The 22,490-nt window shown below is 64.5% G+C and carries 21 protein-coding genes; 9 read left to right on the top strand and 12 right to left on the bottom strand.

Annotated features, from left to right (window positions below):
• Positions 1–24: 24 nt before the first annotated feature.
• From KUL25_RS10040 to KUL25_RS10055, 4 genes are all read left to right on the top strand, one after another.
• Complete coding sequence (locus KUL25_RS10040) at positions 25–1,746, top strand: peptide ABC transporter substrate-binding protein (protein ID WP_257892825.1); 1,722 nt, start codon at positions 25–27, stop codon at positions 1,744–1,746.
• Positions 1,747–1,897: 151 nt separating this feature from the next.
• Positions 1,898–2,203, top strand: coding sequence for a hypothetical protein (locus KUL25_RS10045; RefSeq protein WP_257892826.1), 306 nt, complete (start codon positions 1,898–1,900; stop codon positions 2,201–2,203).
• Between the two features lies 1 nt (position 2,204).
• Positions 2,205–3,230 (top strand): ABC transporter permease, encoded by a 1,026-nt coding sequence (locus KUL25_RS10050; RefSeq protein WP_068360069.1) that lies wholly within the window; start codon positions 2,205–2,207, stop codon positions 3,228–3,230.
• 80 nt (positions 3,231–3,310) lie between these two features.
• Entirely contained in the window at positions 3,311–4,330 is a 1,020-nt protein-coding gene (locus tag KUL25_RS10055) for an ABC transporter permease (protein ID WP_257894839.1), read from the top strand.
• A 7-nt stretch (positions 4,331–4,337) separates the two neighbouring features.
• On the opposite strand, the gene xseA is transcribed toward KUL25_RS10055, so the two are convergent.
• Together xseA and KUL25_RS10065 are read right to left on the bottom strand one after the other, a co-directional pair.
• Entirely contained in the window at positions 4,338–5,894 is a 1,557-nt protein-coding gene (xseA, locus tag KUL25_RS10060) for an exodeoxyribonuclease VII large subunit (protein WP_257892827.1), read from the bottom strand.
• Between the two features lie 16 nt (positions 5,895–5,910).
• Positions 5,911–6,561, bottom strand: coding sequence for a glycine-rich domain-containing protein (locus tag KUL25_RS10065; protein ID WP_257892828.1), 651 nt, complete (start codon positions 6,559–6,561; stop codon positions 5,911–5,913).
• A gap of 192 nt (positions 6,562–6,753) precedes the next feature.
• Here KUL25_RS10065 and purD point away from each other — a divergent pair, with 192 nt between their 5' ends.
• Entirely contained in the window at positions 6,754–8,016 is a 1,263-nt protein-coding gene (gene purD, locus KUL25_RS10070) for a phosphoribosylamine--glycine ligase (protein ID WP_257892829.1), read from the top strand.
• 101 nt (positions 8,017–8,117) lie between these two features.
• On the opposite strand, the gene KUL25_RS10075 is transcribed toward purD, so the two are convergent.
• A complete protein-coding gene (locus KUL25_RS10075; protein WP_257892830.1) occupies positions 8,118–8,801 on the bottom strand; it encodes a D-lyxose/D-mannose family sugar isomerase in 684 nt (227 codons plus the stop codon).
• A 319-nt stretch (positions 8,802–9,120) separates the two neighbouring features.
• Here KUL25_RS10075 and KUL25_RS10080 point away from each other — a divergent pair, with 319 nt between their 5' ends.
• Positions 9,121–11,103 (top strand): cation:proton antiporter domain-containing protein, encoded by a 1,983-nt coding sequence (locus KUL25_RS10080; RefSeq protein WP_257892831.1) that lies wholly within the window; start codon positions 9,121–9,123, stop codon positions 11,101–11,103.
• Here KUL25_RS10080 and cobT read toward each other — a convergent pair.
• Complete coding sequence (gene cobT, locus KUL25_RS10085; protein ID WP_257892832.1) at positions 11,100–12,113, bottom strand: nicotinate-nucleotide--dimethylbenzimidazole phosphoribosyltransferase; 1,014 nt, start codon at positions 12,111–12,113, stop codon at positions 11,100–11,102. The genes KUL25_RS10080 and cobT overlap by 4 nt on opposite strands.
• Before the next feature lie 83 nt (positions 12,114–12,196).
• Between cobT and KUL25_RS10090 the strand changes: the two genes are divergently transcribed.
• The gene (locus KUL25_RS10090; RefSeq protein WP_257892833.1) at positions 12,197–12,955 is read left to right on the top strand and encodes an adenosylcobinamide-GDP ribazoletransferase; all 759 of its coding nucleotides are present in this window, start codon (positions 12,197–12,199) and stop codon (positions 12,953–12,955) included.
• Between the two features lie 13 nt (positions 12,956–12,968).
• On the opposite strand, the gene KUL25_RS10095 is transcribed toward KUL25_RS10090, so the two are convergent.
• From KUL25_RS10095 to KUL25_RS10120, 6 genes are all read right to left on the bottom strand, one after another.
• Positions 12,969–13,241 carry a glycine zipper 2TM domain-containing protein gene (locus KUL25_RS10095; RefSeq protein ID WP_257892834.1) on the bottom strand — a complete coding sequence of 91 codons (273 nt, stop codon included), beginning with the start codon at positions 13,239–13,241 and terminating at the stop codon, positions 12,969–12,971.
• A gap of 183 nt (positions 13,242–13,424) precedes the next feature.
• Positions 13,425–13,943, bottom strand: a complete 519-nt coding sequence (locus KUL25_RS10100) for a CarD family transcriptional regulator (protein WP_068360092.1) — start codon at positions 13,941–13,943, stop codon at positions 13,425–13,427.
• A gap of 299 nt (positions 13,944–14,242) precedes the next feature.
• On the bottom strand, positions 14,243–14,578 hold the full coding sequence (gene fdxA, locus KUL25_RS10105; protein WP_068360083.1) for a ferredoxin FdxA: 336 nt from the start codon (positions 14,576–14,578) through the stop codon (positions 14,243–14,245).
• A 156-nt stretch (positions 14,579–14,734) separates the two neighbouring features.
• Positions 14,735–15,067 carry an RNA-binding S4 domain-containing protein gene (locus tag KUL25_RS10110; protein ID WP_082916651.1) on the bottom strand — a complete coding sequence of 111 codons (333 nt, stop codon included), beginning with the start codon at positions 15,065–15,067 and terminating at the stop codon, positions 14,735–14,737.
• Positions 15,068–15,117: 50 nt separating this feature from the next.
• Positions 15,118–18,072 (bottom strand): helicase-related protein, encoded by a 2,955-nt coding sequence (locus tag KUL25_RS10115; protein ID WP_257892835.1) that lies wholly within the window; start codon positions 18,070–18,072, stop codon positions 15,118–15,120.
• Between the two features lie 26 nt (positions 18,073–18,098).
• Positions 18,099–18,650 (bottom strand): tetratricopeptide repeat protein, encoded by a 552-nt coding sequence (locus KUL25_RS10120; protein ID WP_257892836.1) that lies wholly within the window; start codon positions 18,648–18,650, stop codon positions 18,099–18,101.
• Between the two features lie 85 nt (positions 18,651–18,735).
• On the opposite strand from KUL25_RS10120, the gene KUL25_RS10125 reads away from it, so the two are divergent.
• Together KUL25_RS10125 and KUL25_RS10130 are read left to right on the top strand one after the other, a co-directional pair.
• Positions 18,736–19,035, top strand: coding sequence for an SCP2 sterol-binding domain-containing protein (locus KUL25_RS10125; protein WP_068360088.1), 300 nt, complete (start codon positions 18,736–18,738; stop codon positions 19,033–19,035).
• The gene (locus tag KUL25_RS10130) at positions 19,035–19,982 is read left to right on the top strand and encodes an alpha/beta fold hydrolase (protein ID WP_257892837.1); all 948 of its coding nucleotides are present in this window, start codon (positions 19,035–19,037) and stop codon (positions 19,980–19,982) included. The genes KUL25_RS10125 and KUL25_RS10130 overlap by 1 nt, the downstream gene beginning before the upstream one ends.
• 448 nt (positions 19,983–20,430) lie before the next feature.
• Here KUL25_RS10130 and KUL25_RS10135 read toward each other — a convergent pair whose 3' ends face one another.
• Entirely contained in the window at positions 20,431–21,108 is a 678-nt protein-coding gene (locus KUL25_RS10135) for an ABC transporter ATP-binding protein (protein ID WP_257892838.1), read from the bottom strand.
• The gene (locus KUL25_RS10140; RefSeq protein ID WP_068365265.1) at positions 21,101–22,438 is read right to left on the bottom strand and encodes an ABC transporter permease; all 1,338 of its coding nucleotides are present in this window, start codon (positions 22,436–22,438) and stop codon (positions 21,101–21,103) included. Before KUL25_RS10140 ends, KUL25_RS10135 begins: the two co-directional genes overlap by 8 nt.
• Positions 22,439–22,490: the final 52 nt, after the last annotated feature.

Genomic DNA, 22,490 nt, shown 5'->3' on the forward strand with positions numbered 1-22,490 from the left:
ACCAACAAGGAGAGAGAGACCAAGATGAAACGTACATCCATCCTTCTCGGAGCCGCGGCGGCCTTCGCCTTCGCTCCACTGGCCGCGCTGGCCGACGGGCACCTTGCCCGCGGCGGCTCGGGCCACCTCAACATCATCTATTGGCAAGCGCCTTCGACGCTGAACCCGTATCTTTCGGGTGGCACGAAGGAAGTGGAATCGGCGTCGCTGGTTCTTGAAAGCCTTGCGCGCTTTGATGACACCGGCGCCATGGTGCCGTGGCTTGCTGCCGAGATCCCCACCGTCGAGAACGGCGGCATCTCCGAGGATCTGACACAGATCACCTGGCAGTTGCAGGAAGGCGTCCTGTGGTCCGATGGCACGCCCCTGACGGCGGCTGACGCCGTGTTCACCTGGCAGTATTGCACGGATGACGAAAGCGGCTGCGCGCAGGCGTCCTACTTTGATGGTGTCGAAGAGATCGTGGCCGTGGATGACACCACGATCCAGATCACCTTCGAGAACCCCACTCCCTTCCCCTACACCGCGCTGGTCGGCTCCGAGAGCCCGATCATCCAGGCGGCTCAGTTCGCGGATTGCCTTGGCGCCCGCGCCCCCGAGTGCACCGAGGCCAACTTCGGCCCCATCGGCACCGGTCCCTTCGTTGTGACGGACTTCCGCCCCAATGACGTGATCGAGTTCGTGGCCAACGACAACTACCGTGTGCCCGATCAGCCCCACTTCGCCTCCGTGACCTTCAAAGGCGGCGGCGATGCAACGGCAGCGGCGCGGTCCGTGCTGGAAACCGGCGAGTTCGACTACGCCTGGAACCTGCAAATCGACCCGACGATCCTGGCGCAGATGGAAGCGCAGGGGAACGGCACGGTCGTGACCGCCTTCGGCACGTCCGTTGAGCGTTTGCACCTGAACCAGACCAACCCTGATCCGGCCCTGGGCGACATGCGTTCCACGGTTGAGGGCGGCCCCCACCCGTTCCTGACAGACCCGATCGTGGGCCAGGCGATGTCCATGGCCATCGACCGCGCGCTGCTGGTTGAAGTGGGCTACGGCGCAGGCGGTCAGCCGACCTGTAACGTGCTGCCCGCACCCGAAGCCTATGCGTCCACCGCCAACGATGGCTGCCTCGTGCAGGACATCGAGGGCGCCAACGCGCTTCTGGATGAAGCCGGTCACATCGACACCGACGGCGACGGCATCCGGGAATACAACGGCATCCCGATGACCGTGCTCTACCAGACCTCTACCAACGCCGTCCGTCAGGACACGCAGGCGCTGGTGAAGCAGTGGTGGGAAATGATCGGCATCGGGTCCGAGCTTCGCAATATCGACGCATCGGTCTTCTTCGGCGGCGACCCCGCCTCGCCCGATACGTTCCAGAAGTTCTATGCCGACGTGGAGATGTACACCAACAACTTCGCAGGCGTTGACCCTCAGGCGTACATGGCCAACTGGCTGTGCTCGGACATCCCGGGCCCAGGTACTCAGTGGCAGGGTGCGAACATCCAGCGTTGGTGTGACCCCGAGTACGACGCCCTCGTGGCCGAGATGGCCGGCACCGCCGACCTGGCCGAGCGGGGCCGTCTGGCGATGGCGATGAACGACATGATCATGCAGTCGTATTCCATCATCCCGCTGGTTCACCGGGGCGGCGTGTCCGCCCACGCCAACTCCCTCGGCGGCATCCGCATGTCCGACTGGGATTCTGAGCTGTGGAACATCGCAGAATGGCACCGCATTCCTGAGTGATGTGACTTGATATGACCCGCTCCCTTTTCTCGGGGGGCGGGTCTTTTCCCTTCCCTTCCGCCCAAAGGCTCACTTCGTTCCCATGCTATCCAAACCCCTCCTCGCTACGCTCCTCGCATGTGCCCCTTCGGGGCTATGGGCGTTTGAGGATATGGATTGTATCGGAACCGAGTACTGCACCGACGGGTCGTGTTCGACCGCCGCCCAAGCCTTCTCGGTCGAATTCGACTGGAACGCTGAAGCCATAGACCTGGCAGGTGATGGGCTAGATCCAACGCGCCTTGCACTGGTCTATGGCGGTGCTGCACCGGAAGCCGCATCAGGGCCATTGGCGTTCGCGACGCCGGACGGCAGTCATGCCATCATCATCGAGGCCGCTGGCACCCGTATCGAGGCCCGGTTGGCGATCTTCGATGGCGTCTATACCGGCCAATGCACCGCAAGAGAGGCCGCCTGACATGCTGACCTTCACCATCCGCCGCCTGATCCTTGCGATCCCGACGCTGATCTTCATCAGCTTCATCATCTTCCTGATCGTGAAGCTGTCGCCGTCAGACCCGACGGCAGGCCTGCCCCTGACGATCCCGCCAGAGGTGCGTGAGCAGATCCGCGAAAGCCTTGGCGTGAATGATCCGATATTCGTGCAGTACTTCAAGTGGTTGAAGCTGACCGTCTGGGATGAGCCCCTGCATATGTTTGACGGCTGGTTCGGGACCGAACTGGCGCCCGAGGGCGGCACCCGGATCATCAGCTACCAGACCCGCTCGCCGGTAATGGACCTGATCATGCAGCGGATGCCGCAAACCCTGTGGGTCGTGGGAACGTCCTATATCGTGGGCATCCTGATCGCCGTTCCCATCGGCGTGATCTCGGCTTACCGCCAGTATTCGTGGTTCGACCAGATCGGGACATTCATCTCGATGCTAGGCTTTTCGGTGCCGACGTTCTTCACCGGGGTGCTGCTGATCGTGATCTTCTCGACCGTGATCCCCCAAGACAGCATGTTCTGGCTGCCCTCGGTCTACGACACGACGCTGGAGGTCGTGGATTGGGACACCTTCGTGCAGCAATTTAAGCAGATGATCATGCCCGTCATGGTCCTGGGCCTGTTCAACGCGTCGCAAATCAGCCGCTATATGCGGGCCTCGATGCTCGACAATTTGAACCAGGACTACGTGCGCACCGCGCGGGCCAAGGGCTTGACGGAAAGCGTGGTGGTGCTGATCCACGTGCTGCGCAACTCGATGATCCCGGTCGTGACCGTGATTGCCCTGAACGTGCCCGCCGTCTTCGGCGGCGCGATCATCACCGAGCAGGTGTTCAAGGTGAACGGCATTGGCCAACTGTTGATCATCGCCATTCAGGCCGGCGACGTGCCCGTCGTGCAGACCGTCAGCTTCATTTTCGCGATCCTGATCGTGCTCTTCAACCTGTTGGCTGACATTCTATACGGCGTCCTGGACCCGAGAATTCGCTATGACTGAGGTGGCCTATGTCTGACGCACCCGAGCAACCCATTGCCACATCCGGGGCCACCCCGGCAGGTGCCGCCCCGCTGCGCGCGATGTCGGCCCCCCGCAACCAATGGTGGGACGTCTGGGACCAGTTCCGCACCCACAAGGGGGCGCTGTTTGGCCTTGGCTTCTTCATCTTCTCGCTGCTGTTCGTCTACCTCGGCCCGCTGTTCTGGACCGTCGACAGCCAGTACATCGACATTCTGGCGCGCAACACCAACCACATTATCGCCTGCCTTGGCGTCGGCGGCGGCTGGTTCTCACTGGACGGCTGGCTGCTGTGGTTCCAGGACATGCCCGCGTGTTTCGCCTCCCCCGAGGCGTTCAGCCGCGCCAACCCGATTTACGGGCTGAAGCTGTCGTGGGCGCACCCGCTGGGGGCGGACCAGTTGGGCCGTGACACGCTGGCGCGGATGATGGTGGGGGGGCAGACGTCCATCGCCGTGGGCCTGACCGCGATGCTTCTGGCGCTGTTCTTCGGCACGCTGATCGGGGTGCTGGCGGGCTATTTCAAGAAGGCCGACGGGCCGCTGATGCGGTTGACGGACCTGTTCCTTGCGATGCCGCTTCTGCCGCTTCTGCTGGTCATCATCATGCTGTTCCGCGACACGCTGCGGAATGCCTTTGGGCCCGAGGGCGGCATCTTCGTGCTGATCGTCGTGGTCATCGGACTGACGTCGTGGATGCAGACGGCCCGCGTCGTGCGCGGCGACGTCTTGGCCCTGAAAGAGCGAGAGTTCGTTCTGGCCGCCCGCTCCATCGGCACACCGCCGTGGCGGCTGATCCTGCGCCACGTTCTGCCCAACGTGATGTCGTCGATCATGGTCTCGGCGACGCTGGGGATCGCGAATGCGATCATCACGGAAAGCGCGCTGTCGTTCCTTGGCCTTGGCTTCCCGTCGGACTTCCCCACCTGGGGCCGCTTGCTGTTCGACGCGACCGACTGGCTGACCCAGAACCCTGAACGGGTGATCTGGCCAGGCCTGTTCATCTCTCTCACGGTGCTGTCGGTCAACTACATCGGCGACGGCTTGCGGGATGCCCTCGACCCACGGATCCGGGGGCGCTGAGCCTGTTCTAGAACAGGCTGCCTTGGTCCTTGGGCGGTTTTGGCTTTGCGGATTTCTTCGCCGGTTTCGGCGTGGCACCCGTGGGGCTGACCCCAAGGCGGCCATCGGCGAATTGGATCTCCAGCAAGGCATGGGCACTGGCGGCGGCCTTGGTGGTCAACACCTCGTCACCGGCACGGATCACCGCATAGCCCCGTTCCAGCGTTTCGGTATAGCCTAGGGTACGATGCAAACGATCAAGCGCGTCAAACGCCTTGCGACGCCGCTCAACCGACAGGCCGGCGGCTTGTGCAAAGCGGGCGCGGGCGGCGGCCAACCGCTCTTCCATAACGCCGACCCGCGCCGCCAATCTTTGCGGATCGAGGCGCGCAGCCAACCGATCGAGATCGCGGCGGCCCTGACGGGCCACTCCGGCCAGCCGTGCGGGTGTCAGCCCCGCCGCCCGTTCCCCCAGCGCAAGGCGCTTGCGCGCCACTGCGCGATCCAGCGCCGGGTCAAGCCGCGCCGAGAGGCGCTCCAACTGCGCGCGCGCGTCCTTCGTGCGGCTCGTCAGCGCCGGGGCCAGACGCAGGCTGGCCAGGTCCAGCCGTTGCCGGGCCGGTTCCATCAGGGCCTCCGGGCGCGGCAGCGACCGTCCGAGGTCCGTCAATCTTTGTCGGCGCAGGGTCAGGGCGGCCGTCATACCGCGCGACAGAACCGCCTCTTGCTGGCGCAGCCAATTCAGCATGTCCAGGCGCACGGGCACGGCCTTTTCCGCCGCCCCGGTGGGTGTGGGTGCGCGGTAATCGCTGGCGTAGTCGATCAGCGTTGTGTCCGTCTCGTGCCCCACGGCCGAGATCAGGGGAATGACGCTTTCGGCTGCCGCGCGAACCACCGCTTCCTCGTTGAACCCCCAAAGGTCCTCAAGCGATCCGCCACCACGCGCCACGATCAACAGATCGGGCCTTGGCAGCGCGCCGCCCGGCGTCATCGCGTTGAAGCCCCGGATCGCATTCGCCACCTCGGGTGCGCATTTCGCGCCCTGCACGGCGACGGGCCAGATCAACACCTTGCGCGGGAAACGGTCGCGCAAGCGGTGCAGGATGTCCCGGATCACGGCACCTGACGGCGAGGTCACGACACCGATCACCTCTGGCAGGAACGGCAGCGGCTGCTTGCGGGCGTCGTCAAACAACCCCTCGGCGGCCAGCGCCTTGCGACGCTTTTCCAGCATCGCCATCAAGGCACCCGCGCCCGCCGGTTGAAGGTCTTCGATCACCAGTTGGTACTTGGATTGACCGGGGAATGTCGTCAGGCGACCCGTGGCGATCACCTCCATACCTTCTTCCGGCTGATGGGTCAGGCGGCTTGCGACGCCCTTCCAAACGACCGAGGCCAGAACGCTGCGATCATCCTTCAGGTCCAGGTAGATGTGGCCCGAGCGTGGCAGCGACAGCCGCCCCACCTCACCCCGCACCCGCACATGGGAAAACGCGCCTTCCACGGTTCGTTTCACCGCGCCCGAAATCTCGGATACGGTGAATTCGGGGGCGTTGCCGCTATCGTCGTCGATCAGATCATTCATCAGGCGCAAAACCTAACTAGTCGCCGCAGCCACCGCAATCGCCGGATCCGCAATCGCCCGCATCTTCATCGGCGAAAGGATTCCCCATTTCAAACGTCAGCTCATATTGCCCACCCGGCGTAATTGAATGGAGCAGCGCGCTGATGGCGAGGAATGGCACGGCGGTGAAGGCAACGGAGAAGGGCAGCGGCACTTCGCCATCCACGATCATGCCGAAGCCCGCGACCAGAAAGACGCCGCAAAACAGGATACCAAACAGGCTTTTCAACCGAGACGCGCGGCGCCAGATTCCCCGTGGAGGAGTGCCGAACCGTTCACGATACGCCGCAACCGTCGCCTTGTAATCGGCCAGATGAGCCATCCCTTCCCCACCGGGCGCATGGTGCAGGGGTTTGCCGATCTTGGCGCAGAGGCCGTCCCAGTAATCCTGGCTGTGCTGCATGTGTTGATGCCACACCAGATCGACCGCTTTCGACGGCACATTCCGTGCCTCACGCGTGGCACAGAGGTAGATGAACTTGCGATATTCCTTGATCGCCGTCAGGGCAGTTTCGCGCTTGATCAGGTGTTCATCCATCAATTGATCAGGAAAGGATCGTCCGCTCGCGTCCGCGGGCATCGGGTGGATGGAAATCAGCTCCCAGAGCTGGTCGTTACGAGAGGTCATCGGAGCCTCCTATTTTTTCACTTTTCATGAGTCTTGGGTAACGCGCCTTTGTGACGGTTCTATGACAGCCTACTGACCGAACAGCGCGCCAAGATTTGGCCGGATCACTTGCGCGTTCCGCCTGCGCCGCCTAAACCGACACCTGCCCTATGGGGTGACCGGCAGCACCTTGGCCAGAAGGGAATTTTCCAGATGAACATCCTTATCCTTGGCTCCGGTGGCCGCGAACACAGCTTGGCCTGGGCCGTGTTGCAGAACCCGAAATGTGATCGTCTGATCGTGGCACCGGGCAACGCGGGCATCGAGCAGATCGCGGATTGTGCCAGTCTGGATGTGGATAACCCCAGCGCCGTTTGCGACTTCGCCGTCGAAAACTCCATTGATTTCGTGATTGTAGGCCCCGAAGCGCCACTTGCCGCAGGCGTTGTGGATATGTTGAGGAATGCTGGAATTCTGGCATTCGGCCCGACTGCTGCCGCCGCGCAGCTGGAGGCCTCCAAGACCTTCACCAAAGAGGTCTGCGACGCCGCAGGCGCCCCCACCGCCGCTTGGGCGCGATTCACGGAAGCAGGACCCGCGAAGGATTACATTCGCCAGAACGGTGCCCCGATCGTCGTGAAGGCCGATGGCCTCGCCGCTGGCAAGGGCGTCGTCGTCGCCATGACCGAGGATGAGGCGCTCGCCGCCATCGACCACATGTTCGACGGCGCCTTCGGCGCGGCAGGCGCGGAGGTGGTGATTGAAGAGTTCATGGGGGGCGAAGAGGCGTCTTTCTTCGTGCTCTGCGATGGGCAAACCTGCCTGCCGATTGGCACCGCGCAGGACCACAAGCGCGCCTACGACGGCGACGAGGGGCCAAACACCGGCGGCATGGGCGCCTATTCGCCCGCGCCCGTCTTGACGGATGCCATAGCAGACCGCGCGATGGCCGAGATCATCGAGCCGACGATGGCCGAGATGACCCGCCGCGGCACGCCCTACACCGGCGTGCTTTATGCCGGGCTGATGATCGAGGACGGCCAGCCGCGCCTGGTGGAATACAACGCCCGCTTCGGCGATCCGGAGTGCCAGGTCCTGATGATGCGGCTTGGCGGTCAGGCGCTGGACCTGATGCTGGCCTGCGCCGACGCGCGGCTGGCCGATGCGCAGGTACAGTGGGCCGACGATCACGCCATGACCGTGGTCATGGCTGCCAAGGGCTACCCCGGCAGCTACCGGAAAGGCAGCGTGATCAATGGCCTGAATGATATGCCCGAGACGTCCTCGCAGATGGTGTTCCACGCCGGCACTACGGAAAAGGACGGCAAGATCACGGCGACGGGTGGTCGTGTTCTCAACGTCACGGCCCGGGGCAAGAGCCTGCAAGAGGCCCGCGATCAGGCCTATGCGATGGCCGCGCAGATCGACTGGCCCGAGGGGTTCTACCGCCAAGACATCGGCTGGCGGAGTCTCTAAGCTGGGTCTACCGTCCTTTGGGCTACGTGAGACCGGGGGTTCGGCCTACCACCCTTCGGGCACCTTGAGGCATCTTGCGCCCGACGGCGGGATCAACCCGCCTACAGCCAGGCCCCGTAGTCGGAAACCAACAGATGCGACGGCGCGACGTCCTCTTCCACCGCCGCGAAGCGCCCGATGGGCTCGCGGAACCAATTATCCGTCTCGTCGTTGTTGACGGTCGAGACCTCTCCGATCAGCACGTCACCGCCCTCGCCCCAGAATTTGTGCCAATCTCCGGGCATCAAGGTCACGCTCTCGCCGGGGGCGAACAGAAGCACCTCGCCGGGGCCGAATCGCCGCTCGATCCCGTCACACATCACCACGCCGCCCGCGTCCGGATCGAACGTGCCATCGGGCGCGGAGCCATTGAGCTCGATCGCCAGCGTCGCCCCGCCCCGGTTGATGATATCCTCGGCCTTCAGATAATGCCGATGCATCGGGCTGATCTGATCTTTCTTTGAAATCAACAGCTTCTCGGCGTAGCACATGCCGCCACCCGCTTGCAGGTCGCTCAACCGGCCATTGCGCAGGGTGAACAGGAACAGGCCCAGTTCGTCGAACTTGCCCTGCCCATAGTCGGTGATGTCCCAGCCCAATCGCCCCTCGATCACGGCCCGTGCCACGCCCGCATTGGCCTTCATCTCATCCGGGGTCCAATTGGCGAAGGGCGGCAGCACGAATCCGAAAGAGCGCATGAACGCCTCGGCTTCCAGTATGATCTCATTGATCCGTGATCGCTTCATCGGGGGTCCCCTTCTCTGGCTGACGGGGCCAGATTGCCCAAGCGGGCCGCGCTGGCAAGGGGTAGGCCGCCGAAACCGACCGAAACCCGCGTCGCCAAATCGACCGTCCGGGTGGGGCGGCCCTACACTCTGCGCACCTGTCAGACGCGTCGGCTAGAAGCCGCGCCCGTTCTGGAACCCGCACCGAACGCGCAATAAGTCGCCGTGATCCAGCGATTGCAGACGTTTCATCATGAAATCCGCGCCGTGCGGTGGACGCCGCATGACCATGCGCCGTAAGCATGCGTCACCGTCACCTACACACCCGGGGCCATCACGAATGGAAGCGACCCTCCTTCAGATCACGATCTACCTCGGCGCGATGCTTGTTGCCGTTCCCATCTCCATTCGCTTCGGCCTTGGCTCCGTTCTGGGCTACCTGCTGGCGGGCATCGCCATCGGCCCCGTTCTCGGCCTTGTGGGGTCCGAGACGCAGGACCTACAGCATTATGCGGAATTCGGCGTTGTCCTCATGCTGTTCCTCATCGGGCTGGAGCTTGATCCCCGCACCCTTTGGGACATGCGCAAACGGTTGCTTGGGCTTGGCGGCAGCCAGATCCTTCTGTCGATCCTCGTGCTGACCGGCGGCGCTATGCTTTTGGGCCTCAATGGCCCGCTGGCCCTCGCCATCGGCATGACCCTTGCGCTCAGCTCAACCGCGATCGTGCTGACAACGCTCACGGAAAAGGGGCTGATGCGCACCACCGGCGGGCGCGGCGCGTTTTCGGTCCTGCTGACCCAGGACATCGCGGTCATCCCGGCGCTGGCGCTCCTGCCGCTTCTGGCCACGGCATCCCCGGTCCGGTTCACCGAAGACGGGTCCATCGAGCGTGCGGGCGAAGACGCCCACCACTCGATATCACTGGTGGAGGGCCTGCCCGCCTGGGGCGTCACGCTGGTGACGCTGGCGGCCGTGGCCGCGGTGATCCTGGCCGGGCGCTACCTGTCGCCGCTGGTCTTTCGCATCATCCATAACGCCAAGTTGAAAGAGCTCTACACCGTCGCCGCCCTCGCCTTCGTGGTCAGCATCGCCGTGCTGATGATCCTCGTGGGCCTGTCCCCCGCCCTTGGCGCGTTCCTTGCGGGCGTCGTCTTGGCCAATTCCGAGTTCAAGCATGAACTGGAGGCTGATATCGAGCCGTTCAAGGGCCTGCTTCTGGGCCTGTTTTTCATCACCGTGGGCGCGGGGATCAACTTTGCGACGCTTTTCAGCAATCCGTTCCTGATTATCGGCCTGACCCTCGCCATTATGTTGATCAAGGGGGCGGTCCTTTACGGGATCGCGCGGGTGACCCGGATGAAGGCGCGGGACCGGTGGCTTTTCACCCTCGGCCTCGCGCAGGCGGGCGAGTTCGGCTTCGTGCTGGTAGCCTTCGGCGTGTCGCAGGCCGTCTTCCCGGACTTCATTGCCGAAATCCTGTTGCTTGTCGTTGCCCTGTCCATGCTGCTGACGCCGCTCAGCTTTATCCTTTTCGAGAAAATCGGCGCCCATGTGGCGGACGGCTTCGAGGAGGCGCCCCAACATGACGAAATCGACGAAGAGGCCCCGATCATCATTGCGGGCGTCGGGCGGTTCGGACAATCCGTGAACCGGATGGTCAGGGCCTCGGGCTTCAAGACCGTCGTACTGGATTCGAACCTGGAGACGATCCAGCTGATGCGCCGTTTCGGGCTGAAAAGCTTCTTCGGCGACCCCACGCGCCCCGAGTTGCTGAAGGCCGCTGGCCTCGACAAGGCCCGCGTGCTGGTGGTCTGCGTCGATGACAAGCAGTCTGCGATCAAGCTGGTGCGCTATGCCAAACGCAACCGCCCCGATATCTCGGTCGTGGCCCGCGCCCACGATCTGCTTCACGTCTACGAGCTGTATGAGGCCGGGGCCGACCACATCATCCGCGAGGTCTTCGACAGCTCTCTGCGCGCCGCGCGCTATGTGTTGGAGGACATGGGTCTTTCCGACTATGAGGCTCACGCGATGGAAACCGCCTTCTACCGCCACGATCGCCAGAACCTGCGCGCCCTGGCCGAGGTCTGGAAGCCCGGCGTTCCGGTGACTGAGAACGCGGAATACATGCGCCTGACCCGTGAGATGACGGACAACCTGGAAAGCGCGATCCTGACCCAACTTGACCAGATGCAGGACGAGGCAGCAGGCGCCCGCACACCCAAACGGGCGCGCGGCGATGTGGGCGCGCTCAGCGGGATCAGCCGAAAAACGGAGCGGCCCCCTGCCAAGGCCCCGCGTCGTCCCGGCGGCGCGCGTTAGCCGCCTGCGACCCCGGCCTCGGCAAAGGTCGCCATGCCGGAATGGCAGGCAAGCGCGCCGCGCAGGATCTGGATCGCCAAGGCCCCGCCGGACCCTTCGCCAAGCCGCAGGTCCAGTTGCAACAGGGGCGTTTTGCCCAACTGCGCCAGCATCCGTCCATGGGCCTGCTCGGCCGAGCCATGGCCCGCCACCGCATGATCCAGCGCCCCGGGCACCGCGCGTTCCAGCGCGGCGGCGGCGGCGGTGCAAATGAAGCCGTCCAGAATGACCGGGATATGCCGCACACGGGCGTGGGCGATGGCGCCCGCCATGGCCGCCAACTCGCGCCCGCCAAGGCAGCGCAACGCTTGCAGCGGGTCTTGCGCAGCCTCCGGGTTCGCCGCCAGCCCCTCGGCCACGACCTTGGATTTCAGGCTCAGCCCCGCGTCGTCGACGCCGGTGCCCCGCCCGGTCCAATCCTCGGCCGCGCCGCCGAACAGCGCATGGGCAATCGCGGCGGCGGAGGTGGTGTTGCCGATGCCCATTTCGCCCACGACCAGCAAATCGGAGGCGGGATCGAGCGCCTCCCACCCAACGGCAATCGCGGCCATGACCTCGGCCTCGGACATGGCCGGGCCTTGGGTGAAATCGGCCGTCGGCGTTTCCAGGTCAATCGGATGGACCGACATCGTCGCGCCCGCCAGCGTGCTGAGTTGGTTGATCGCCGCGCCCCCGTGGGCGAAATTCGCCACCATCTGGACCGTGACCTCTGGCGGGAAGGCGCTGACACCGCGTGCGGCAACCCCATGATTTCCCGCAAAAATCAACACCTGTGGCGCAGTGATCGCGGGCCGGGCATCGCCGCGCCATGCCGCGTACCAGATCGCAAGATCCTCCAGCCGTCCCAACGCGCCGGGAGGCTTGGTCAACTGCCCGTTGCGCTCCTGCGCGCCTGCGCGGGCCGCCTCATCGGGACCCGTGGCGGCGGCGAGGGCTGCGTGTAACTCAAGGAGCGTGGCGGGCGTCGTCATGGATGGGTTCCCTTGCGTGATGAGGTCGGGTTGATATGTAGCGGATTACGCCGTGGGTGCCCTGCGGCAGAAAGGTCCAATTCATGGCTGAAACCGACACCAACCACCCCGAGGCCCGCGACCTGATCCGCGCGGGCCAATTGCTGACCCGCCTGCCGCTACCCGGCGGCGACGGCGTGCGCGGGGCGGCGGCGGCCTGGGCGTGGCCGGTGGTGGGATTGGTCGTCGGGTTGGGTCAGGTCCTGGTCGGTCTGACCGCTTTGGGCATCGGCCTGCCTGCGGGCGTGGCCGCCGGGTTTGCCATAGCGGCAGGGCTGATGATCACGGGCGGTTTGCACGAGGACGGCTTGGCCGACTGCGCCGATGGGTTCTGGGGCGCCATGACGCGGGACCGACGGCTAGAGATCCTGAAAGACAGCCGCATCGGGGCCTACGGCGTGTTGGCGCTGATTGTGGCGATGGGCCTTCGGTGGGCGCTGTTCGCGGCGCTTCTTGCTGTCGCTCCCTTAACGCTTCTAGCGGGAGCGATGATCAGTCGGGCCGCGATGGCCGGCGTGATGGCGCGCTTGCGCTTTGCACGCGACGGGGGGCTTGCGGCCCATGTTGGCAGGCCTCCGGCCTGGGCGGCGGGGCTTGCGGCGGGCGTTGCGATTGTGGGGGCGGTGCTGGCGACAGGCGTGCTTGCCGGGATCGTGGCCACCATGGTCGCGGCCGGGGCGACGATTGCCATCGCCCTAGTGGCCCGCGCCAAGATCGGTGGTCAGACAGGGGACGTGTTGGGCGCGGCGCAGGTGGTGGCGGAACTTACCACCCTCACCGCCTGCGCCGCGATTCTCTTGTAGCAGGCTGATCAGATCAGCAAGCCGCCACGTAGTAGGTGCCGTCGCCGTTGGAATAGGCGCACTGGCCAGTCTGCGTGTTGCGCGCAACCTGCGTGCCAAGCGCAGCACCGCCGACAGTGGCCAGAACGGTCCAGGCCGGGTTGGCGTCAAACGCGCTGGCCAGCAGAAGGCCTGCACCGGCGCCACCGACGAGGCCAAGGTTGGAGCGGTCCTGTGGGGACAGCGGCTGGCAGGCGGAAATGGCGGTGGCTGCAACCAGCAGTACGGGAGCAATAAATTTTTTCATGAGGGGTCTTCCTTTCGAGTCATGGGCCGAAACCCTATAATAGATAGTCCACGTTTCCCTTGAATTGATTTGTATCACACAAAAAAACCCGCTGCGAGGGAGCAGCGGGTCAGGAATTCCGTAACGGATTTCTAAGCGAAGTTTCGCTGGTGCGCTGTCATGCGGTGCGCCGTGAAGGTCGGCTTACGCCGCCGCCACGCGCTTGGACAGCACTTCCACCAACTGTGCGCCTGCGCCTGACTCGTCGATGCCTTTGACGACGGCCAATTCACGGGTCAGACGCTCCAGCGCGGCTTCATAAAGCTGACGCTCCGAGTAGGACTGCTCGCGCTGGTCGTCGGCGCGGTGCAGGTCGCGCACCACCTCGGCGATGGCGATCAGATCGCCGGAGTTGATCTTCTGCTCATACTCCTGGGCGCGGCGCGACCACATCGCGCGCTTCACGCGGGCCTTGCCTTTCAGGGTGTCGAGCGCTTTGGACACGACCGCCGGGTCGCTCAGCGGGCGCATGCCCACTTCGGTCGCCTTGTTGGTCGGCACGCGCAACGTCATCTTGTCCTTCTCGAACGAGATCACGAACAGCTCCAGATTAAGCCCGGCGACTTCCTGCTCTTCGATCTTGATGATCCGACCCACGCCATGGGCGGGGTAGACGACGAAATCGTTGGGGCTGAAGTCGAGCGTTTTGCGGGCTTTTGTCATGCGATATTCCTTGCTCTGCACCCAATGCGGGCGACGGTAGTCGTCAAAAATTCCGGCGGAAGGCGGGACCATGCCGGTCGGGCGCTTTCCGTCAGGTGGTTGATGTTCCGTTTGGTGAAACGGCGGGCCTATGCGCCCCCAGATGTGTCAGACACGTTTACTCATTGAGCTGTATATAGCACGAATCGGACCTCATTTAAAGCGTGCCGCGCCGCAGCGTTAAGAAAGCTCTTAAAAATGAGGGGCTCAAGCAAGGGTCAGCAGCCCTCACCCATCGGCTTGAGGGGGCGGATCAGGGGTTAATCCCCGTCGCCGGGCTTCTCCGAAAACAGCTCCATCTTGCCGGGCTTGCCGTCCATCTCTTCCGCCGTGGGCAGGGGATCTTTCTTGGTGATGATCACGGGCCACATCTCGGAATACTTGCGATTGAACTCGACCCATTTGTCCATGTCCGGCTCGGTGTCCGGGCGGATCGCGTCGGCGGGGCATTCGGGCTCGCACACGCCGCAGTCGATGCATTCATCGGGGTGAATGACGAGCATGTTCTCGCCTTCGTAGAAGCAATCCACCGGGCAGACTTCGACACAATCAGTGTATTTGCAGGCGATGCAGGCATCGTTGACGATGTAGGTCATGGGCAGCTTTCGACGTTTAAATCCGGGCGGTTGGTTGCGGCTCTGCTAAGGCAGAGACGAGGGGGATGCAACGCGGCGGGATGCCACCTTGCGGGGTTGCTCAAATGTGTAAGGTAAACCTTACATATTGCCAAGGAGAGAGGGACGCGACAGGGCCTAGTCATCTTCCTCGCGAAAGGCGTCCATATCGCGGCGGTCCTTCTTGGTCGGACGGGGGCCGACGCGCGGGGGCACGGGCTCGGCCTCGGGCGTCATGTCGGTATAAAGCGCCTGGGCCTCGGCGGCGGGACCCCGGCGCTTGGCGAGGGCTTCGATCTTCACAACACGGATCTGGCGGCCCTGGGCGAAAGTCAGGACATCACCGGGCGAAACGGGCGTCGCGGTCTTGGTGACCTTGACCGCATTGACCCGCACGTGCCCGTCGCCGACCTGTCGCGCCGCAAGGCTACGGGTCTTGAAGAACCGCGCCTGCCAAAGCCATTTGTCCAGCCGGTCCTTGCGTGCCCCCTCGGGGCCCGGCGCCTTTGGAGCCGCGTCGCTTATGACTTGTCTTTCAGGGCTGCGAGGACCGCGAAGGGGTTGTCGGGATCGACCTTGGCGGATTTCTCGGGCCGGGCCGAATATGTCTTGGGCTTGTTATCGGCCTTGTCGGGGCGCTGCGGACGGTTGCCGCCCTTGCCCTGACCGCGATGCTTGCCGGGCGCGCCCTTGCCAGCAGGGCGCTTGCCGCCGCCCTCGTTGCGCTTGCCTTGGCCACCTTCCGCACGCCCTGCCTGCCCACCGTCCGCGCGACGGGGGCGTGCGTTGCCGCGGCCACGGGGGGCCCAGGTAAAGGTGTAATAGACCTCCATCTCGACCGGGGCTTCGGGTGTCTGTGCGTTTTCAAGGCCGGTTGGCACGTCGACGCCCACAAGATCCTCGTCCATCGTTTCGGGCGCAAAGGTCGCGGCAGGCTCAACGTCCCCCGCAGGCGCCTCCGGCGTGGTTGCTTCAGGCGCTTCCGGCGCAGCGGTCTCCGGCGTGGTTGTGTCAGTCGCCTCCGGCGTGGTCGCTTCAGTCGCCTCCGGCGCGGTCGCTTCAGACGCCTTCGGCGGGGCGGCCGCGGCTGGCGCGGCTTTCACCTTGGGGCGCTCCGCACGCTCGCCTTTGTAGCCCAAACCGCCCATCAGATCGGCGAATTGCTCCAGCGTCAGGCCGGAAATCGACAGCATATCAGGATTGGCCTCGAACCCGGCACGGCTGTTCTCATTGCGCAGCATGTCGGCGAGGCGTTCCAGCATATCCACACGGATCGCGCGGGCCCCCGCTTCGCGGTAGCCGGTCATCGTGGCGTGGCCCGCGGGCGCGCCTTCGACGACCGGGATCGTCACAAGGCCCGGCGGCGGGCTGTCGGGGAAGGTATCGAAGTCCTGCGCCAGGCCCCAAAGAACCACACGCAGACGCGTGGGCGCGGGCTTCAACAGCAGGGGCAGAAAGATCGTGTACTGGCCGAAACGCACACCATGCTTCCGCAAAAGGCCCCTCGCCTCCTGATCCAGTGCTTTGATGTCGTCGGCGATCTCGGCGCGGGGCACGATGCCGAAGCCTTCCAGAAGCTGGAAGGCAACGCCGCGCGCAAGGCCGGTGACGGCCTCATCGCGGGACATCGCCAGAAGCGGCTCGAACTGGGCGGCAATGCGGCGGTCGATGAAGTGTTGCAGCCGGCGCTGGACCTTTTGCACAACCTCGGCGCCCGCGTCCGCATCGACAAACGCCTCGGCAATGGGTTTCAGCGGCTCAGAACCCTTCACCAGCTTGCCCACGGCCATGTCGCCCCACATCAAGCCGCCCTGCTCTGTCAGGTCGAACTCGGTGTCGGGGGCGTTGTACATGCGGTCCGCACGCAGGTGGAACTCGGGCCGCAGGGCTGCCATGGCGGCGCTTTGCAGCGTCTTCGCCTCATCGGCAGTCGCCGTTTCATCCATGCGGAAACGGAAACCCTCGATCCGGCCAAGGACCTGGCCCTCGACACTGACTTCCCCATTCTCGTTCACTTCGGCCACAAGGCTCTCCCTCTGCTTCAATCGCCGGAGGAGCACGCTCGTCCGCCGATCGACAAATCTCAATGTCAGGGCCTGGTGTAGCGCATCTGACAGGCGGTCTTCTACGGCACGAGTCGCCCCGCGCCAATGGCTTTCGTCATCGACCCACCCCGTGCGCTGCGCCACGTAGGTCCAGGTTCGGATATAGGCAAGGCGTTTGGACAGCGTATCGATGTCGCCTTCCGTGCGATCAATCCGCTTGACCTGACGGGCCAGCCAGTCGTCGGGGACGCGGCGCGTCTCGTGGAGGAACTCGAAAATGCGCCCCAAAAGCTCGGCATGTTCAGCGTGAGAGATGCCGCGGAAATCAGGGATGTTGCAGACGTCCCACAACAGCCGCACGGCGCGCGCGTCGCCCAGGCGCTGCGCGATTTCGGGCCGGGCGATCAGCGTCTTCAGGGCCTGCACGTCATCGGCTTCGCGGGCGCGCGTCAGCCATTCGTCGTCCGTGCGTTCTTCCAGCGAAGCGACCAGCCGCTCGGCGCTGCCGAACTCAAGGTCCGAATTGCGCCACATCAGTTTGCGCACCGGCGCGAAACGGTGGTTGACGATCGCGTCGGCCAGCCCCTCGTCCAGGGGCGGTGCCTCGCCTGTCACGCCAAAGCTGCCGTCCTGTGTATGGCGCCCGGCGCGACCCGCGATCTGCGCCAATTCATTCGGCCAGAGATCGCGCATCTTGCGCCCGTCGAACTTGCGCAGGCCCGAGAAGGCCACGTGCTTGATGTCGAGGTTCAGGCCCATGCCAATGGCGTCCGTGGCCACCAGAATATCGACATCGCCGTTCTGGTACAGCTCCACCTGGGCATTGCGTGTGCGCGGGCTGAGCGCCCCCATGACGACCGCCGCCCCGCCCTTCTGACGCCTTAGCAATTCCGCCGTAGCATAGAGATTTTCAACCGAGAATCCCACAATCGCGCTGCGGCCCGGCATTCTGCTCAACTTTTTCGAACCTGCATACACAAGCTGTGAAAAACGCTCACGGTGCATGAATTCGCACCGGGGGATCAGGTCGGCAATGGCGTTGCGCATCGTGGATGCGCCCATGAACAGCGTCTCGTGCAGCCCGCGCGCGTGCAGCAGACGGTCGGTGAAAACATGGCCGCGTTCGGGATCCGCGCAGAGCTGGATCTCATCGACCGCCAGGAAATCGGCGCCGGTGGCGGTGGGCATCGCCTCCACGGTGCAGACCCAATAGGCTGCGCGCGGCGGCACGATCCGTTCCTCTCCGGTGACCAGCGCCACGACCGAAGGGCCTTTCAGCGCCACCACCTTGTCGTAGACTTCGCGCGCCAGAAGCCGAAGCGGAAGGCCGATGACACCGGTGCGATGGGCCAGCATCCGTTCAATCGCGTAATGGGTCTTGCCGGTGTTCGTGGGGCCAAGAATGGCCGCCACGCGGGAGGAAGGTTGCACTGTTCAGTCTCCCGACCAAGGACCGCTTAAAGCGCTTCGCCTTCAAGCGACACGCGCAGCCCATCAAGGAGCCGCTGGATATCGGGTTGATTGGGGTGAATGGCGTGGGCTGCCTCAAAAGCCGCAAGTGCACCATCGGTGTTGCCCATGTCTTGCAGCATCACGCCCAGGCCAGTCAGCGCGCCGAAGTGGCGCGGCTCCAGCGCCAGCACGCGCTGAATATCGGCAATGGCGGGGCCGAACATCTGCTGTTCGAAAAACAGGGTGGCGCGGGCGTTCCAGCCCTCGGCGAAATCCGGCGCATGGTCGGTCAGCGCGGTCAGATGGTCATAGGCGGCCTCGAAATCCTCGGCCTCCATGGCTTCCAGTCCCCGGCGCAGCAGGTAATCGGCCGTCGCCGAGCCCGAGATTTGCCAGCGTTGATAGACGTCGGCCTCTACCACGTCCCAGTTGCGCAGCTCTGGGTTGGCAAGGCGGTCGAGGAAATCGTCGGCGGTCGATTGCGCCTGCGCAACTACGGGAATCCCGCACAAGACTGCCGCAACGAGAGCGTTGATGATGGGTTTCTGAATCGTCATGGTCGAAACGTAGCATTCCTTACGGGCAATACTAGATCAAGAAGACGGTTTCGTGCAGGGATAGGGAAACAAGGGGACCCATTTCATGAGCAATGCAATCATCGAGGCCGCAGTCGCGGCGTTGAGCGAAAAGATGGCTGGGGCCGATTTCGACGGCACCGCCAAGTTCGAGATCGAAGGCGAAGGCGCCGTGATCGTGGACGGCACCAGCGTGCGCGCCGCCGAAGACGGTGAAGCCGCCGATGTGACAATGTCCGCCGACGCCGACGTCTTCCAGGAAATCATGTCCGGCGAGTTGAACCCCACCGCCGCCTTCATGTCCGGCAAGCTGTCTCTGGACGGCGACATGGGCACCGCGATGAAGCTTGGGTCCGCGCTCAGCTGATGCTCAAGACGGCTGACATGACCGAGCCCGCGCCCTTTTACGCCGACGTGGCAGAGGGGCCGTCCGATGTGGCGGCCTCTTGGGTCCGGGCGCAAGACGGCACCCGCCTGCGCATGGCCGTATGGCCGAACGGCGCCAAGGGCACCGTGCTGATGTTCCCCGGCCGCACCGAATATGTCGAGAAATATGGCCGCGTTGCCAGTGATCTTGCGGCCCACGGCTACGGGATGGCGGCGTTTGACTGGCGGGGTCAGGGCCTTTCCGACCGCCCCGCCCATCGCCGCGACATGGGCCATGTCGTGTCGTTCGATGAATACCGCCAGGATGTCGCGGCCTTCCGGGCGGCGATGGAATCGATGAACCTGCCCAAGCCGTGGTTCCTCATCGGTCACTCCATGGGGGGCTGTATCGGGTTGCGCGCGCTCTACGACGGCTTGCCCGTGGCGGCGGCTGCTTTCACCGGCCCGATGTGGGGCCTGCAAATGGCCCCTCTGCTCAAGACGGTCTCGCCGCTGGTGATGGTCCTTGCCGGGCCCTTCGGCTTCGGCAAGGCCTTCGCGCCGACCACCGGCCCGTGGGAGCCGTTGGAGTTCGAGAACAACACGCTCACCACGGACCGCAACCAGTTCGACTACATGTCGCGCCAGACCGATAAACACCCCGAGTTGTCCCTCGGCGGCCCCTCGCTGACCTGGGTCAAGGCGGCGATCATCGAGACCTCCGAGTTGATGGAGTTGGAACCGCTGGACATGCCGACCGTCGCCATCGTCGGCACCGGAGAACGCGTCGTCGACATCGACGCCGTCAAGACCCGCATGGCCAGTTGGCCCAAGGGCAGCTACCTCAGCATCGAAGGGGGCGAGCATGAAGTGCTGATGGAAACCGATGTCCTGCGCACGCAGTCCCTACAGGCGATCTTGGCGCTCTTCGACAGGGCGGCTGGCTAAGGGGGCACCGCGCGCTATACCGCGAAAACGCGCAACACCTCCAAAAGCCGTCCTATACACCTTCCCCGATAGCTATCACCGCACGGGCGCCCTCAAGGCCCCGTGCTCTAGCACCGGCACGGGTCCGCGCCGCCCCAGACCGCCCCTTCATTGGGCGCAGGTGGCACGTGACCAGACCTTTGCGCATCGATCTGCCTTCCGGGTGACGCCGGAGGGGCCATTGCTGCCGTTCCCAAGCGGCGCCGCTTTTCTATTCAAGATACGACAAACCAGAACGTGGCCAATGCGGCACCGCCAAACCGAGACCCTCCGCCAACAGCCTCCCCCCGCCGCTTCATACCGCGACCGGGCCCTTTCCCCGTTCCAAAAATATCCCGGGGGGCAAGGGGGCAGAGCCCCCAGAGGGGTGGGTGGGTGGGCCCACCCACCCCCTCCTTCAAAAAACGCCTCACGCCGGGACCAGAACACCCTCATCCAGCCGCAGGACCCGGTCCATGCGGGCGGCCAATTCATGGTTGTGCGTCGCGATCAACGCCGACAGACCGGTGCCGCGCACCAATTCCATCAGCACGTCGAACACCGTGTCCGAGGTCGCCGGGTCCAGGTTGCCCGTCGGCTCGTCGGCCAGCATCAGCGCGGGCGCATTGGCCAGCGCACGGCAGAAAGCCACGCGCTGCTGCTCGCCGCCCGAAAGCTCTCCGGGCCGATGCGTCGCGCGGGCCGCCATGCCGACGCGGCCCAGCAGATCCAGCGCGCGCGCCTCCGCCGCCGCCGCCGAGGCGCCATGGGCCAGCTGCGGCAGCACGATGTTTTCCACCGCCGAGAATTCCGGCAGCAGGTGGTGGAACTGGTAGACGAAGCCCACCTTGCCCCGCCGCGCCGTGGTCCGCGCGCGATCCGATGCGCCCGTGACAACCTCGCCGCCGATCTCCACCCGGCCCGCGTCCGCCGTGTCCAAAAGCCCCGCGATCTGCAACAGCGTTGACTTGCCCGCGCCCGAGGGCGCGATCAGGCCCACGATCTCTCCGCGAGCGATTGTGGCCGAGGCCCCGCGCAGCACGTTGATCTCGTTAGGTTTGCCGTGGTTGTAGGATTTTTCAATACCCTCAAGGACCAAACTATTCATAGCGCAACGCCTCCACCGGGTTCATCCGGGCCGCGCGCCGCGCCGGGAAGATCGTCACCACGAACGACAACCCCAGTGACAGGGCCATTGCGGTCAGCACATCACCGCCCTCCAGGCGCGCGGGCAGTGCGCTGATCATCCGCACGGACGGGTCCCAAACCCCGCCGCCCGCGACGTAGTTCACGAAGCTGAAAATCGGGTCGATCCAGATCGCGAAGGCGCATCCCAGCGCCACGCCCGCCAGCGTTCCGGCGATCCCGATGGCTGATCCGCAGATGAAGAACACCCGCAGGATCGACCCCTCGCTCAGCCCCACCGTGCGCAGGATCCCGATGTCGCGCGACTTGTTTTTCACCAGCATGATCAGGCCCGACACGATGTTCATCGTCGCGATCAGCACCAGGATCGACAGGATGATGAACATGATGTTGTCCTCCATCTGCAACGCCCTCAGGTAGGCGCCGGACGAGTCTTCCCACGTCCAGATCTGCACATCGCCCCCCGCCTGCAACAGGGGCAGGACGTATTGCGAGATCTGTTCGGGGTTGCTGACCGTCACCTGCACCTCGTCGGCCACGCCGTCGCGGTTGAAGTAGGTCTGCGCCTCCTCGAACGGCAGATAGACGCGGGTGCGGTCGATGTCCCAGCGGCCCACCTGGAAGATATAGACGACCTCGTAGGTCGACACGCGCGGTGAGGTGCCGAAGGGCGTGCGCGCCCCGTCGGGTGAAATCAGCCTGATCCGGTCGCCGACGTTTGCGCCCAATTCCCGTGCCACGCCCGAGCCGATGGCGATCCCCGGCCCGCCCGGCATTGGCAGTGCGCCCTCCATGTCGGGCGTGAACTGCGTCTCCTGCCCGAAATCGCTCAAGCTGCCCTGGCGCCATTCCGGCTCCGCCACCAAGGGCACCGCGGCCAGATCCTCGGGCGAGATCCCGGTCACTTCCACGGCGGAATTCCGCCCCCGGTAGCTGGACAACACCTGCCCCCGGATCACCGCCGCCGCATGCGTCACGCCGTCCACGGCGCGCACCGCTTCGGCCACGGCCTCGTATTCCTCCAACGTGCGCTCCAGACGGCCCGCGTCGTTCATTTCCGCAAGATCGTAGACCGCCACATGGGGGTTCGCGCCCAGGATGATGCCTACGAATTCATGGCGAAACCCGGCCCGGACCGCCAGCGTTGCAATCAGCGCCATCACCGCCAGCATGATGCCCAGGAAGCTGATCCAGGTCATCGCGGACACGCCACCATCACTGCGCCGCGCGCGCAGGTAACGCCAGGCGATCAGAAACTCGAACCGGGCGAAGGGTGCGGGAGGTGTGGCCATGCTGCTCAACCTTTTTGTCGTTGCGCTCAAGGTGGCCATTCCGGCCTCCAAG

Origin of the sequence: Gymnodinialimonas phycosphaerae (assembly GCF_019195455.1) — a bacterium.
GTDB lineage: Bacteria > Pseudomonadota > Alphaproteobacteria > Rhodobacterales > Rhodobacteraceae > Gymnodinialimonas > Gymnodinialimonas phycosphaerae.

Excerpts from the sequence above, each read along its gene's own strand:
- KUL25_RS10040 (WP_257892825.1), top strand. The coding sequence starts at position 25 with ATGAAACGTACATCCATCCTTCTCGGAGCCGCGGCGGCCTTCGCCTTC.
- KUL25_RS10045 (WP_257892826.1), top strand. The coding sequence starts at position 1,898 with ATGGATTGTATCGGAACCGAGTACTGCACCGACGGGTCGTGTTCGACC.
- KUL25_RS10050 (WP_068360069.1), top strand. The coding sequence starts at position 2,205 with ATGCTGACCTTCACCATCCGCCGCCTGATCCTTGCGATCCCGACGCTG.
- KUL25_RS10055 (WP_257894839.1), top strand. The coding sequence starts at position 3,311 with ATGTCGGCCCCCCGCAACCAATGGTGGGACGTCTGGGACCAGTTCCGC.
- xseA (WP_257892827.1), bottom strand. The coding sequence starts at position 5,894 with ATGAATGATCTGATCGACGACGATAGCGGCAACGCCCCCGAATTCACC.
- KUL25_RS10065 (WP_257892828.1), bottom strand. The coding sequence starts at position 6,561 with ATGACCTCTCGTAACGACCAGCTCTGGGAGCTGATTTCCATCCACCCG.
- purD (WP_257892829.1), top strand. The coding sequence starts at position 6,754 with ATGAACATCCTTATCCTTGGCTCCGGTGGCCGCGAACACAGCTTGGCC.
- KUL25_RS10075 (WP_257892830.1), bottom strand. The coding sequence starts at position 8,801 with ATGAAGCGATCACGGATCAATGAGATCATACTGGAAGCCGAGGCGTTC.
- KUL25_RS10080 (WP_257892831.1), top strand. The coding sequence starts at position 9,121 with ATGGAAGCGACCCTCCTTCAGATCACGATCTACCTCGGCGCGATGCTT.
- cobT (WP_257892832.1), bottom strand. The coding sequence starts at position 12,113 with ATGACGACGCCCGCCACGCTCCTTGAGTTACACGCAGCCCTCGCCGCC.
- KUL25_RS10090 (WP_257892833.1), top strand. The coding sequence starts at position 12,197 with ATGGCTGAAACCGACACCAACCACCCCGAGGCCCGCGACCTGATCCGC.
- KUL25_RS10095 (WP_257892834.1), bottom strand. The coding sequence starts at position 13,241 with ATGAAAAAATTTATTGCTCCCGTACTGCTGGTTGCAGCCACCGCCATT.
- KUL25_RS10100 (WP_068360092.1), bottom strand. The coding sequence starts at position 13,943 with ATGACAAAAGCCCGCAAAACGCTCGACTTCAGCCCCAACGATTTCGTC.
- fdxA (WP_068360083.1), bottom strand. The coding sequence starts at position 14,578 with ATGACCTACATCGTCAACGATGCCTGCATCGCCTGCAAATACACTGAT.
- KUL25_RS10120 (WP_257892836.1), bottom strand. The coding sequence starts at position 18,650 with ATGACGATTCAGAAACCCATCATCAACGCTCTCGTTGCGGCAGTCTTG.
- KUL25_RS10125 (WP_068360088.1), top strand. The coding sequence starts at position 18,736 with ATGAGCAATGCAATCATCGAGGCCGCAGTCGCGGCGTTGAGCGAAAAG.
- KUL25_RS10130 (WP_257892837.1), top strand. The coding sequence starts at position 19,035 with ATGCTCAAGACGGCTGACATGACCGAGCCCGCGCCCTTTTACGCCGAC.
- KUL25_RS10135 (WP_257892838.1), bottom strand. The coding sequence starts at position 21,108 with ATGAATAGTTTGGTCCTTGAGGGTATTGAAAAATCCTACAACCACGGC.
- KUL25_RS10140 (WP_068365265.1), bottom strand. The coding sequence starts at position 22,438 with ATGGCCACACCTCCCGCACCCTTCGCCCGGTTCGAGTTTCTGATCGCC.